The following is a 14,196-nucleotide window of genomic DNA, read 5'->3' on the forward strand; positions in this document are numbered from 1 at the left end:
CTTTACATTGACAAGCATAATACCCCTATAACATCAAATTTTAAGTTGAATAGACAATTCTCTGGAACCAGTGCGATCGCCGATCTTGTAGGGTGCGTTCCCTAATGTAACTTCTACCACTCCAGCGATCGATTTTTGGGGAACACACCATGCACATTGATTGAAACTGGGCGTTGCAGAATCAAGGTATGAATGCCAACTGTGCATCGTATCCAAAAGTTAGTTTGGATCTAGGTTTTAAAAATCCCACAAGAGAAGATTCATATCTCAAATCAGCAACGCCATGCAACGCCTTTAACCTTCGATTCTAATTTTTTCTTTTATCGAATTAACGATTCCGAAGCATTTGAGGTGATCGATCTATACAATTGATAGATTTAAATGATGTTGATCATGGAATAATTCCGATTTAATCATTTCTAACTAATAAGATTGAGCTGCTCTGTTTACTCACTTAAACTAGCAGTTTCTAGCCATTTTTTACCCATTTCAATGGGAATACCGAGGGGAGGACAGAGAATTTTAATTAATTCAATTCCTCCCGGGATTAAAATGCTTCTTAGACGAGAATTTTTCTTGATTTCTGCGTCAACTTGTGCGACAAAAGTTTGTTTTTCAACTTCGGTATTAGTGGGATAAGTTTGGGTAAGTTGGCTGATAAGTTGTTGGATTTCTTGGGCGGCTTCGGCTAAATTTTGGGGTGTGGCGTAATTATGTTGAACTGCTTTTTGATCTCCTTGCACCGTATCGGCAAAGTTAGCAATATTTGCTCCACGAAGGTCATATTTAGGAGTTTCTGACATAGGATTAAAAGATTGAAGATTACTGATGAGAATTAGGGTTTGCGGCAAAAAGTACGGGCGAAGCATTCGGATAGAAAATCTCCGGTTTCACCGATAGGTTATTGCCCGAATGCTTCGCCCCTACAGGACGCGGGCCGATGAAGACGCAAGGTTTTGAAGCACGATTCTCTCAAAATCTTGCACCTGTTTCGCAAGAAAAGCCACAAAACCCCTATCTTGCCTACATTTCACATTTATTCAGCAAGCCCTAATTATAGCATCCATAATGGCAAAACTGAGAACATTTCTCTGAATGAAAGCGATACGTCGAATTCAAGTCCCCCTTTTCAAGGGGGATTTAGGGGGATCAAAATAAGGATTGAGCGGCTTTAATCCGAATACTTGGGTTCTTGTCTGTGAATAGTCTTTTGGCAAGAGTTCTGATAATTAAATCGAGGGATTCTGTACTCAATTTCAGATCAGTTTACTGCATAACGAGAGCCAATTTTACCGAGGGCATCAACAGCACTGAAACGAACGCTATCATCTTCATCGGAACAAACATTTACTAGATAAGGAATAACATCTTCTAGTCCAATTTCACCTAAAGCAATTGTGGCTGTGACACGAACTTTTACTTCCGTATCTTTTAGGGATTGAATGAGATAGGATATTGCTTTTTCACTACCAATTTTTCCGAGAGATTCCGCCGTGATTATCCGAATATCGGGATTAGTATCAGATAAGCAGGAAGCTAGATAAGGAATTGCGGATTCATTGCCAATTTCTCCTAAAGCTCGAATCAGATTTAGGCGAACATTAAGATCATTTTCTCCTATTAAATGGGATACTAAGGTGTCGGCAAGGCTGCTATTGCCAATTTTGCCCAAGGCTTCGGCAGCTTTAGCGCGGATCTGGGGGAGAGAATCGTTGAGTTTATTCAATAAAGTATTGATGGCGATTTGGGTGTTATTAAGTTGCTGAACCATGTTATTTTTTCTCTGGGTTATTGTTATTAGTTTGCTGGGGATAATTCTGTTGGTTTCCTTGCACATTATGAGCTAAATTGCCAATGGTAGCTCCTCTGAAATCATAGGTAATAGATGAGGTTTCAGAGGTTGGGGATTGAGTGGAGTAAGAAATAGATTCAGGGAGGGGGTGATAGTATTTAAGTTTGTTTTGAATTGTGTCTAGTGCTTCTCTAGCTTGAGAGAGAGTATAGCCATTATTTAATGTGACAAAATCAGGATTTTTCAGGCATTTGATAAGTTCAGTCATCGCTGTTTCTGAGCTAATCTTACCCAAAGCGAAGGCTGCGCACCAACGAACATCGCTATTAGAGTCTTCTAAAGCCTTGAGTAACCCCGGAATAGCTGTTTCTGAGCTAATATCACCCAAAGCGAAGGCTGCCTTCCAACGAACATCGCTATTAGATTCTTCCAAAGCCTTGAGTAACTCCGGAATGGCTGTTTCTGAACCAATCTTACCCAAAGCCTCGGCTGCGTACCTACGAACAAACACATTAGAGTCTTCCAAAGCCTTGAGTAACTCCGGAATGGCTGTTTCTGAACCAATCTTACCCAAAGCCTCGGCTGCGTACCTACGAACAAACACATTAGAGTCTTCCAAAGCCTTGAGTAATCGCGGAATAGCTGTTTCCGAGCCAATATTACCCAAAGCCTCGGCTGCGTTCTTACGAACATACCCATCAGAGTCTTCCAAAGCCTTGAGTAATCGCGGAATGGCTGTTTCTGAACCAATCTTACCCAAAGCCTCGGCTGTGTTCTTACGAACATCTTTATCAGAGTCTTCTAAAGCCTTGAGTAACCCCGGAATGGCTGTTTCTGAACCAATCTTACCCAAAGCCTGGGCTGCTGTGATACAAACAAAAACATCAGAGTATTCTAAAGCCTTGAGTAACCCCGGAATGGCTGTTTCTGAGCCAATCTGAGCCAAGGCGAAGGCTGCGTTCTCACGAACATCTTTATTAGAGTCTTCTAAAGCCTTGAGTAACCCCGGAATGGCTGTTTCTGAGCCAATCTGAGCCAAGGCGAAGGCTGCGTTCTCACGAACATCTTTATTAGAGTCTTCTAAAGCCTTGAGTAATCCCGGAATGGCTGTTTCTGAGCCAATCTTACCCAAAGCGGAGGATGCACTCCTACGAACATCTTTATTAGAGTCTTCTAAAGCCTTGAGTAACCCCGCAATGGCTGTTTCTGAGCCAATATTACCCAAAGCCTCGGCTGCCTTCCAACTAACATACACATCAGAGTGTTCTAAAGCCTTGAGTAACCCCGCAATCGCTATTTCCGAGCCAATCTTACCCAAAGCCTCGGCTGCCTTCCCACGAACACCCCAATCAGAGTCTTCTAAAGCCTTGAGTAACCCCGCAATCGCTATTTCCGAGCCAATCTTACCCAAAGCCTCGGCTGCCTTCCCACGAACATCATTATCAGAGTCTTCTAAAGCCTTGAGTAACCCCGCAATGGCTGTTTCTGAGCCAATCTTACCCAAAGCCTCGGCTGCCTTCCCACGAACATCATTATCAGAGTCTTCTAAAGCCTTGAGTAATCCCCCAATGGCTGTTTCTGAGCCAATTTTACCCAAAGCTAAGGCTGCGTACACACGAACATCTTTATTAGATTCTTCCAAAGCCTTGAGTAACTCCGGAATGGCTGTTTCTGAACCAATCTTACCCAAAGCCTCGGCTGCGTACCTACGAACAAACACATTAGAGTCTTCCAAAGCCTTGAGTAACTCCGGAATGGCTGTTTCTGAACCAATCTTACCCAAAGCCTCGGCTGCGTACCTACGAACAAACACATTAGAGTCTTCTAAAGCCTTGAGTAACCCCCCAATGGCTGTTTCCGAGCTAATATTACCCAAAGCCTCGGCTGCCTTCCAACGAAAAAAATCCCCATCAGAGTCTTCCAAAGCCTTGAGTAACCCCCCAATGGCTGTTTCCGAGCCAATTTTACACAAAGCGAAGGCTGCGTTCCCACGAACATACTGATTAGAGTCTTCTAAAGCCTTGAGTAACCCCGCAATGGCTGTTTCTGAGCGAATTTTACCCAAAGCCACGACTGCGTTGCTACGAACATCTTTATCAGAGTCTTCTAAAGCCTTGAGTAATCCCGGAATGGCTGTTTCTGAGCGAATTTTACCCAAAGCCACGACTGCGTTGCTACGAACATCTTTATCAGAGTCTTCTAAAGCCTTGAGTAATCCCGGAATGGCTGTTTCTGAACCAATCTTACCCAAAGCCTCGGCTGCGTACCTACGAACATACTTATCAGAGTCTTCTAAAGCCTTGAGTAATCCCGGAATGGCTGTTTCTGAGCCAATATTAGCCAAAGCCTCGGCTGCTTTCCAACGAACAACCCCATCAGAGTCTTCTAAAGCTTGACTTAACTGATTAACAACTTCATTAGACTTTGTTAATCCCAATAACTCCACCTTAAACCGTTTCGGCACATCCAACCCAAGCACTAACCCCACTGTCTGCTTTTGAAACTTAAAGTTGACTTCTCCTGCTAACCTCGCTCCTAATTTTAAATCAATCTCTAACCCTAATTTAACCACCCGTTTTGCTTGGGTTTCATTATCCAATAACCCCAACAGTAACGCCATAGGTTCCGTCCATTTGAGATAATTTAAATAGTCCCACTGTAACTGCTCATCCCTGAGATGGGGTAACTTTTTCTTTAATTCCTCAGCCGTGTAATATTCTTGAATCAGTTGATGGCGAAAAGCAATTTTATCATTACCTTCTAGGTGAATTAGATGATATTTCAGTAAATCCTTTAACCACTGCTTACTGTAATATTCTGGAAATCCTTTATTTTTGATAAATTTGCTTAATTCTTCCTCTGCTTCTGTTCGGGAAATAGCCACCTGAATCTCGGTTTTTGACTCCCCTTGGGTCATTTTCCAAGCTAACACTTGCAGCAATTCTCGCCACCAATCCCGGGATTCTTGGTAAGTAGGAACATCTGCTTTTAATTTCTTGTCATAAATTCCTGTAAAAATCTGGAAAACTAAGCCTAAATTAGCAGGAATTTTGTTCTGATTATCATCAAAAACTGAACAAAGCATCCACAAAAGTAGAGGAGTTTCTGCCAATTCCTTGAGACGATTTCCCAACTGTTTAAGCATTTCTTCGCCTTTTTCAGGCAAATAGGCCTTGACAAAATCCTGCATCTGTGGTTCAGTCAGGGGGAGCATTTCCAGCTTTTTTTCAATGTTTAAGTCGTCGCTGCCTAAATCCCTTGTGGTGAAAATCATCGGAATTTCTGCATACTGCTGGCGAAAGTTTTTTAAATTCTGTCGTGCAGTATCTGAGGGCAATTCATTGATACCATCAAATAATAATAATGGTCTAAAATTCTGATTTTCTAACAGCCAACTTTCTAGGGTATTACTATCAATAATTAATTTATGGCGTTTCAGGAATTGTAAAATTAAATCAAGAATTGAGGTTTCATACAAGCGTAATTCGATGAGAATGGGAATTTGAATGATTTTAGCCTGATTTTGTTGATTTAGGCGCAAGCTTTGCGCCCCTACAGATTCTTCTAATAATAATCTGGCTAAAGCGGTCGATTTTCCTGAACCGGGACGACCTTTTAAAAGAACGTGATTAGCGGCATACTTGCGTAAACCATCTAAAACTGTGAATCTTTCGGTTTTTTCTGGTCTTTCTGGTCTTTCTTGTCGGTTTTGTGGTTCTTTTTCAATCGTCTGCACCCACAAATCCCTTAGCAAAGGTGCAGTTTTCGCCGGGCGTGTTTTTCCCTCTACGTCCGTGAGGGTGTAAAATGTCTCCCACTGGGCGTACTGTTCCGAGTCCGAGATTGATTTGAGATAGGGAGTCCAGTCAATCATTGATGCTGTCTGTTAGTTCGAGAAGGAACCCGGATTAAACTTTCTAATATTTTAATCGTAGGCTAAGAAGATTTGGTCATGACTTAAGTAGCTGGTTATAATTAAATTAAAAATGGATTTTAGGTTCGATCCCCCCTGCCCCCCTTGATAAGGGGGGTGCCGATAGGCGGGGGGATCCCCCCTTTAATCCCCCCTTGATAAGGGGGGCATCTGATAACTTTTAACGCCTACCTACTTACAAGATAGAATCGGAGTTTCTGCATCCCTCTCCTGTCAGACAGGGAAAACCCCATCCGAATATAAACACTCACGCTGCTGTCGTACCTTGTTCCAAGCACTTTAGCGTATATCTGGCACGAGTTTTAAGAATTGTTAATTGATCTGTTTTTGCCAACAACTCATCTAACTCAGCTACTTCATCAGCGCAGAGTAAAGATTCTGCATTTCTCGTCACTAAATCATCTAAACGGGTTTGCTCTACGAGGGACAATTGACAACTTGCCAGCGCTTTTAATTCATCCACACTCAAACCAATCAAACAATCTTCATCGAGTCCTAATGAATTGGCAAATCGAGAATAGGTGTTCCAGTCTAATAAAACCCCAACTCGTTCCCCTTGCTCATTTGTTAAGTATTCTACTGGCTTGGACATATTAGAAACACTCACAATACAATATAATCCTATTTTAGTAATTAATTCCAGAAAATGCCATCGATCGCCGATAAGGTTATCTTATTTTTGTTTTCCTAATTGTTAGATTTTCTAAAAAGTTGAAAAAGTACGGGCGAAGCATTCGGATAGAAAATCTCTGGTTTCAGCGATAGGTTATTGTCCGAATGCTTCGCCCCTACAGGACGCAATTGCCGATAAGGTTATCTTATTTTTGTTTTCCTAATTGTTGGGCCTTATAAAAAGTTTCTAAACTGTGACTATCCCCGACAAAACGCCAGTGCCAGGGTTCATAATTAATACCCTGGGGATTATTTTCAGGGAAAGATAACTCGAAACTATACTGGGCAGCGTTATTTTGCAACCAACGAAAAGCGGCAGTATTAGCAAAACTGCTACTTAAATTCGTTGCGGGAGCGCGACCATCGCCAATATCGATCGCATAACCGGTATGATGTTCGCTGTAACCCGGAGGTGCGCTCACTTCTGCTCGTTTGCGGGTTTGCTGATTGCGTTGTTTTTTAACTTCAAAAAAGAGCTTTTCTTGGGTTGCTTTCGATCGAAATGCGGAAATCGGCATTAAAATCACCCCCGACCTTCTCGCGTCACTCTGCATCTGGATAAAAGCTTTGGCTGCTGCCTTCCTTAAACGCATAGCACCATCCCCAGTAATAGGGGCTAATTCCGTCTCCGGGGCCTCTTGATAGGGTAAATGACCTAGAATGTTCTCAATGGGGCTAGGAGTGGCTTTAATGGGGGGGGAGGGGTTAATAACCGGTTTTTTTACGGTAGCAGGGGGACGATTCAAGACTGCTATGGCAATTAGGCCGGTTCCCACCAGAGCAAGTAAACCGCTTACGATCGCTATTAGACCATTAGGATTAGTAGTTTTTGTGTACTGGTTGTCCCGCAAAGCTTCGGGAATATCATCGATCGGTTTCACGGTTTACTTACCCTCCTGCACCATAATTACATTATTCCCCGGCCACTCCATCTTGACGAGCAGCGTGTTGAACGGCGGCGGCCACAGCCGTAACTACACGACCATCAAAAACCGAGGGAATAATATTCTCTCGATTGAGATTAGCAGGAGTGATCAGAGAAGCGATCGCTTTGGCCGCTTCCAGATACATATTATCGGTGATTGCCCTAGCGCGACAGTCCAGGGCCCCGCGAAATAATCCGGGGAAAGCGAGAACGTTGTTAATCTGATTGGGATAATCGCTGCGTCCGGTAGCCACCACGGCCACCAAATCATTGATTAATTCCGGTTGAATTTCGGGAATCGGATTAGCCATGGCAAAGACGATCGCATTTTTAGCCATTCCCTTGACCATTTCGGGAGTCAATACCCCCGGTGCGCTCACCCCCAGGAAGACATCAGCACCTTTGAGAGCATCCCCTAGCTTACCACTGGCAGCCACGGCCCAAGCTTGTTTTTCTGGGGTTAAATCGTCCCGGTTTTGGGAGAGGATACCAAGGGAATCACAGAGGATTATATCTGTGGCTCCTGCGGTTTTAAAGAGAGTAGCGATGGCGATTCCGGCCGCACCTGCACCATTAATGACGATTTTGACTGTATCAAGCGATTTTTTGACAAATTTGAGGGCATTAATCAGGGCAGCCAGGGAAACGATCGCTGTACCGTGTTGATCATCGTGGAAAACGGGAATATTTAATTCCGCTCGCAGACGTTTCTCGATTTCAAAACAGCGGGGAGCGCCGATATCCTCTAGGTTAATACCCCCAAAAACCGGAGCGATTCTTTTGACGGTTGCGATGATTTCTTCGGGATCCTGGGTGGCTAAACAGATGGGAAAAGCATCAATTCCGGCGAATTCCTTGAATAACATCGCTTTCCCTTCCATGACTGGCAAGGCAGCCTCTGGCCCGAGATTTCCTAATCCTAATACCGCGCTACCATCGGTCACTACAGCGACGGTGTTGCCCTTGATGGTCAATGAGTACACCAGTTCGGGTTGGTGAGCGATAGCGGTGCAGATGCGACCAACTCCGGGGGTGTAGGCCATGGCCAGGTCATCTTGGGAGGTGAGGGGAATACGACTCTCAATGGAGATTTTACCCCGACGATGGAGATCGAAGGTGCGATCGGAAACTTTGAGCAGTTTAACATCCGGTAGAGCTTTAACCGCGGCGATAATCTGTTCCGCTTGGTCGGTACTAGCGGCATCAACCATAATCTCGCGGGTGCTAATCTTTAAATTGCGTTCGATTAGAGAAATTTGCCCTAAATTCCCCCCCACATCGGCGATCGCATTGAGGACAGAAGCGAAGGTTCCCGCTTGATTGGGGATTTCTATCTTGAGACTTAAACTATAGCTAGGATTGGGCGTTAAATGAACCATGCTGAAGGCTTCCAATACTGATAAATATTGATTATCTTCTATCTGTGAGAGACTTTGGTATCTAATCGTGCAGTTTCTTTAGCTATTATGATATCTGTGGTCATAATACCAGTGGAGCGGGGTGTGGGGTGTGGGGAGATGGCAAATTAGGTTAGACTTCATCTTAATGAGAAAGACTGTAAATATGACTAGAGAATTATATCCAGCGATCGATCCCTATTGTACTGGTTACTTAAAAGTATCGGCTCTCCACACAATTTATTATGAAGAAGTGGGCAATCCCCAGGGTAAACCGGTAGTATTTCTCCATGGCGGGCCCGGAGGTGGTATTGAAGGGATTTATCGTCAGTATTTCGATCCGCAGAAATGGAGAATTGTCCTTTTTGATCAACGGGGTTGCGGTAAAAGTACCCCTCACGCTGAGTTAAAAGAAAATAACACTTGGCTGTTAGTGGCAGATATCGAAAAACTACGAAAATTATTAAAAATCGAGCGCTGGGTAGTTTTTGGCGGTAGTTGGGGAAGTACCCTATCTTTAGCCTACAGTCAAACCCATCCCGAACGCTGTTTAGGCTTAATTTTGCGCGGAATTTTTCTACTGCGAGAAAAAGAATTAAAATGGTTTTATCAAGAGGGAACCAGTTATATTTTTCCCGATATTTGGCAGAATTATTTAGCACCTATTCCCCCAGAAGAAAGGGGTGATTTGCTCGCCGCTTATTATCGGCGCCTGACTAGCGATAACCCCCAAATCCGTCTAGAAGCTGCCAAAGCTTGGTCAATTTGGGAGGGAAGTACCAGCAAATTAATTCCTGCGGACAATTTAATCGAGAGATTCGGTCAGGATAATTTTGCCGAAGCTTTTGCACGCATTGAATGCCATTATTTTGTCAATAAGGGTTTTTTAGAAACGGATAACCAACTGATCGAAAATGTTGATAAAATTCGTCATATTTCTGCGGTTATCGTGCAAGGACGTTATGACATTGTTTGTCCGATGATTTCTGCTTGGGAATTACATCAAGCTTGGCCGGAAGCGGAATTTATCATTGTTCCCGATGCGGGACATTCGATGACAGAAGTGGGAATTCGTAGTGCTTTAATTGAGGCTACCGATAAATTTGTTAACTTATAAATCACCTAATCATCGTGATGATTTTGCCAAATTTGTTCATAGGCTTTTTCCATATCTATCGTAAATTTTTTTCCATTCCAGAGGGGAGATGTATGACGAGATTGACGTAATTGATAACGGACTTCTTCCCTTAAATTTTGATCTAATCCTAGCTTAATTCCCCACTGCACATATTCCTCCTCACTCCAAGCTATACCCTGACTAATGCCGGCATTTTTCATAAAAGTATAGCTATTGCGGGCTGCGAATTGTTCACCAACCCTAGTGACTAAAGGAATCCCCATCCAGAGGGTTTCTAGGGTTGTGGTAGCACCACTATAGGGATAGGTATCGAGAATTATATCAGCAATTCCTAGATTAGCGCGATGGGTTTCCTCATGCAAATCATTGGGCAAAAATCTTAATCTATCTTGACTAATTCCCAATTCGTCAGCACTTTTGAGAAATAATTATCGAATGGTTTCTTTGTCGGCAAAACCTTTGATTAAAAGATAGCTATTAGGAACCTGTTGAAGAATCTGCAATTGCAGATAAATCATGTTTAAGGTGCGTTTTAATCCCGATTGCACGGTCAGATAAATAATAGCGTCATCGGGAATATTTAAATCAGTTCTTCTCCTAGTGGGAACACCCACTTCAAAACCATCTACAGATAAATAAGAGTTGGGAAGTCGGATGATTTTTTCTGAATAAATTTCTTCAGCATTTTCGGGTAAAACGTAGTTATCGGCAATAAAATAATCAATCGCAGGGATTCCCGACGCATCTAATCCTAACCAAGTTACCTGTATCGGTGCGGGTTTTAAGGCCATTACTAGATAAGTTGTATTATTGGTTAAGCTATCAAGATCCACTAAAATATCTAAGTTATCTTGACGAATTCGGGCAGTTATCTGTTCAATTTTTGCGGGCAAATTATAGCTATAATCTGAGTTATTTATAAACCATTTTTCAGTAATTTCGTCCGCTGCTTGGTTGACAAAATAGGTGTAAATTTCAAATTTATCTCGATTATGATAGTGAAATAACCAGCGACTTAACCAACCCACAGAATGACGACGGAGAGTATGGGCAATATAACCAATTTTTATTTTTCTTGCTGGAGATTTTGGAGAAGAAACAGGAGCAATATAGTTATAGCGGGTTCTTACATCTGCTTGAAAAATTTCTGCTAGTTTACTTTGTAAATAGCGATTGATTTTCGGATTATCTTGATAGTAGGGAAGACAGATAGTAACTCCTAAAATAGAGTCAATAATAAAAGGACGTGCATTAAATTGTTTAGCATTAATTTGTCCCTCGATTAGTTGTATTAATTCATCAATAAATTTAGGTAAATTTCCCCAGTCTCCTTTAGCTTGTGAAATAGCAATCACTAGAGAAATTCCCAAGAGCTTTTCAGTGGTTGTCTGGCAACTTTTATAAAAATTATCAGCAATTTCTAGAGATTTTTTATAGTCAACAGTGGTGGTTTTATAAAGATTAAACAAACTATTTTGTAGGTATAAATCCTCTGGGAGAAAGCGCAAACAAAGCTCTACCAAATTAATAGCAAATACACTTTGCTTTTGTTGATAAGCATAATTGACAATTGCTGATATAACTTTGGTTGCAATTATTTCTGGATTATTGATATGTAAGGCTGCTAATTCTAAAAAGTGGATGGTATCAGTACAGGGGTAGATTAAAACTTTTTCCGTCACTCGCAGCAGTAAATCAAGATTAATTGCTGCTGTAGCTGTATTCTCTAACAGTTCAAATACACACCAATCATGGCACTTTTCCATCGCAAAAATTTGGAATTGTATTTCTAATTTCATCAGATGCAGGAGATTGTTTAAAAAACTAGGATTAAGGTTTTGTAGATGCAATCGAATTAGATAACTTGTCTCTAGTCTTTGGGAATTTTCTTGTCTGGTTGCCTCTGCATCTAAGATTTGAGTTAAAGTTTCTATCCACCCCGATAATTCTGATTCGGCTGCTTGACTCAACACCAGTAACCAAGTAGCTTGTGCGTCTTCTTCTCTATCTTGTAAAAGATAGGCTAATCCTAGATAAAAATAATCCTCAATCACCAGAGAATTGGTTTCAATTAATTGTTCATAAAACTGCACTACTCTTTGATAATTCTTGTCATTTAAATGGGTTTGTATGTCTTGATGCCATTGCATAGTTTTTATCCGCTAAGATTGACAATAAATATTCCACATTTGTTGATAAGCAGTTTCTAAATCTCTGGTAAATTGTCTGGCATTCCAGAGGGGAGATGTATGACGAGACTTTCGGAGTTTCCACCGGACTTCTTCCCTTAAATTTTTATCCAACCCTAACTTAATTCCCCACTGCACATATTCCTCATCACTCCAAGATATACCCTCAGTTATTCCCGCATTCATCATTAAAGTATAACCGTTGCGCGATGACCATTGTTGCCCCACTTTAACCACGAGAGGAATTCCCATCCAGAGGGTTTCTAAGGTGGTTGTACCACCATTAAAGGGATAGGTGTCCAAAACCACATCAGCGATGGCTAAATTTGCCCTGTAGGTTTCCGTCTGATAGAGAGGAAGCATCTTAATTCGATTAGTTTCTACCCCAACTTCTGCGGCAATTTGACAGAATAAATCCCAGAGGGAATTATCATCAGCAACTCCTTGAATCAGGAAATAACTATTAGGTACAGATTTAATGATTTGCATTTGTAAGCGAATCATCGCAGGATTACGCTTAATTGCAGTTTGAGAACTTAGGTAAATAACCGCATCGTTATTAATACCTAAATCTTCTCTTCGCAGGGTAGGAACGGCTATTTCAAAACCATCCACAGCGACAAAAGCATTAGGTAAACGCCAGATTTTTTCTTGATAATATTCTTGGGCATTTTCTGGCAATACATAAGGATCCGCTAAAAGATAATCTACTGCTGGTAAACCGGAACCATCAAAACCTAACCAGTTAACTTGAATAGGAGCAGGTTTTAAGGCAATAACTTGGACAACGATTGCCCCAGTACCACTATCCAAGTCCACAAGAATATCGATTTTATCTTCTTTAATTTTGCGATAGGTTGCTAGGGAATCAGCAGTAGCATGATAGATTTTATCTGCGGGATTAGAAAACCATTGTTGAGTTATTTCATCCACAGGTTGATTCACCATATAAAGGTGAATATCAAACTGTTCACGATTGTGATAATTAATAGTCCAACGACTCAATAAACCCACGGGATGACGTTTTAAGGTTTGGGCAATGTAACCAATTTTAAGTTTTTTATCAGGATTATATTCTCTAGGTTTGTCAAAACTTTCCTCCTGAAAACCCAGCATTTCTTTGTAAGTTTCTTGAAAAAAACTGCCAATCTGACTTAAAAGCGGTCGATTCTCTTTCGGGTTATCTTCATAGTAAGAAATAGGGTTCATAACTGTTAGCAAAGCTTCTCTGACTAAGGGATGTATATCTTGAGGCTTTTCTTTTAGAAATTTTTTAATTAAGTGTTTATACTCTTGACAAATACTAGGAATGTCATTCCATTTTGAGGCTAGTAAAGAACCACTAAAGAGGAGAGATTGACTAAACATTTTTAAATCAATTGTTTGGCTTTTGTATTTGAATTCTTTGATAAAGTTTATCGCTTTTTGGTAGTTAGGGACAAAGACATAAAACCAAAATAAATTAGCTACTAAGTACAAATTTTCTGAATAAAGGGGAAGAAAAGCTTCCGCTAAGTCAACGGAATAAATAGGTTGATATTTCTCAAAAGCAAAGTGTCGGGTGACAGTGATGACGTGATTAAGTAATTCTGGAGAATTGTCAAGATAGGGTAAACTTAACCGAACTAATTCTATGGTATATTTATGAGCGTAAGGTATGACGGCAATTACTACCCGTTCCAATAATTGAGAGTTAACTGAACCCTGAGTAATTAATTCTAGTATTTGCCATTCTTGCAGTTGTTGAGGATGAAATCTATTTAATTTAATTTCAATGAGGGTTAAATGCAGTAAATTATTGAGATAACTGGGATTAATTTCCTGTAGATGTTTACGAATTAACCAACTGATTTCTAGATTTTCTAACTCTAATTGTCGGTTAGCTTCGGCTGCTAAAATATTGCTTAATTCTAGCAGCCATGACTCGGTTTCCTGTTCATCTCCTTGAGTGAAAACAAATAACCAAGTAGCTTGTGCTTCTTCTTCTTTTGCTTGCAAAAGATAGGATAATCCTAAATACCAATAATAACTAATTTCTGTGGTTTCTCTTTCTATCAGTTCTTCGTAAAACTGACTAACAATATCGTATTGATTGTTTTCTAAAGCGGTTTTAACTTCATTTTGCCAAGACATGATTTAATTCTCCCTG

General features: G+C 41.1%; 9 protein-coding genes and 1 pseudogene. 1 reads left to right on the forward strand and 9 read right to left on the reverse strand.

The window, feature by feature from the left end:
- Positions 1-33: 33 nt before the first annotated feature.
- From ACQY1X_RS19750 to ACQY1X_RS19780, 7 genes are all read right to left on the reverse strand, one after another.
- Positions 34-207: a hypothetical protein gene (locus ACQY1X_RS19750; RefSeq protein ID WP_193745189.1), complete on the reverse strand. Its 174-nt coding sequence runs from the start codon at positions 205-207 to the stop codon at positions 34-36.
- Between the two features lie 239 nt (positions 208-446).
- Positions 447-869 (reverse strand): hypothetical protein, encoded by a 423-nt coding sequence (locus tag ACQY1X_RS19755; protein WP_430015034.1) that lies wholly within the window; start codon positions 867-869, stop codon positions 447-449.
- A gap of 392 nt (positions 870-1,261) precedes the next feature.
- Entirely contained in the window at positions 1,262-1,771 is a 510-nt protein-coding gene (locus ACQY1X_RS19760; protein WP_430015035.1) for a HEAT repeat domain-containing protein, read from the reverse strand.
- 1 nt (position 1,772) lies between these two features.
- Positions 1,773-5,666 (reverse strand): HEAT repeat domain-containing protein, encoded by a 3,894-nt coding sequence (locus ACQY1X_RS19765; protein WP_430015036.1) that lies wholly within the window; start codon positions 5,664-5,666, stop codon positions 1,773-1,775.
- A gap of 307 nt (positions 5,667-5,973) precedes the next feature.
- The gene (locus ACQY1X_RS19770) at positions 5,974-6,318 is read right to left on the reverse strand and encodes a hypothetical protein (protein WP_002754005.1); all 345 of its coding nucleotides are present in this window, start codon (positions 6,316-6,318) and stop codon (positions 5,974-5,976) included.
- A 226-nt stretch (positions 6,319-6,544) separates the two neighbouring features.
- On the reverse strand, positions 6,545-7,279 hold the full coding sequence (locus tag ACQY1X_RS19775) for a M15 family metallopeptidase (RefSeq protein ID WP_002774182.1): 735 nt from the start codon (positions 7,277-7,279) through the stop codon (positions 6,545-6,547).
- A 31-nt stretch (positions 7,280-7,310) separates the two neighbouring features.
- Entirely contained in the window at positions 7,311-8,702 is a 1,392-nt protein-coding gene (locus tag ACQY1X_RS19780; RefSeq protein ID WP_287233277.1) for an NAD-dependent malic enzyme, read from the reverse strand.
- Positions 8,703-8,886: 184 nt separating this feature from the next.
- On the opposite strand from ACQY1X_RS19780, the gene pip reads away from it, so the two are divergent.
- Positions 8,887-9,837, forward strand: a complete 951-nt coding sequence (gene pip, locus ACQY1X_RS19785; RefSeq protein WP_430015037.1) for a prolyl aminopeptidase — start codon at positions 8,887-8,889, stop codon at positions 9,835-9,837.
- Positions 9,838-9,842: 5 nt separating this feature from the next.
- Here the strand turns inward: pip and ACQY1X_RS19790 are convergent.
- Both ACQY1X_RS19790 and ACQY1X_RS19795 read right to left on the reverse strand, forming a co-directional pair.
- Positions 9,843-12,008 (reverse strand): annotated as a pseudogene (locus tag ACQY1X_RS19790) (O-linked N-acetylglucosamine transferase, SPINDLY family protein).
- 12 nt (positions 12,009-12,020) lie between these two features.
- Positions 12,021-14,180: an O-linked N-acetylglucosamine transferase, SPINDLY family protein gene (locus ACQY1X_RS19795; RefSeq protein WP_430013398.1), complete on the reverse strand. Its 2,160-nt coding sequence runs from the start codon at positions 14,178-14,180 to the stop codon at positions 12,021-12,023.
- Positions 14,181-14,196: the final 16 nt, after the last annotated feature.

The organism is Microcystis protocystis FBCC-A270 (assembly GCF_050500235.1).
GTDB lineage: Bacteria > Cyanobacteriota > Cyanobacteriia > Cyanobacteriales > Microcystaceae > Microcystis > Microcystis ichthyoblabe_A.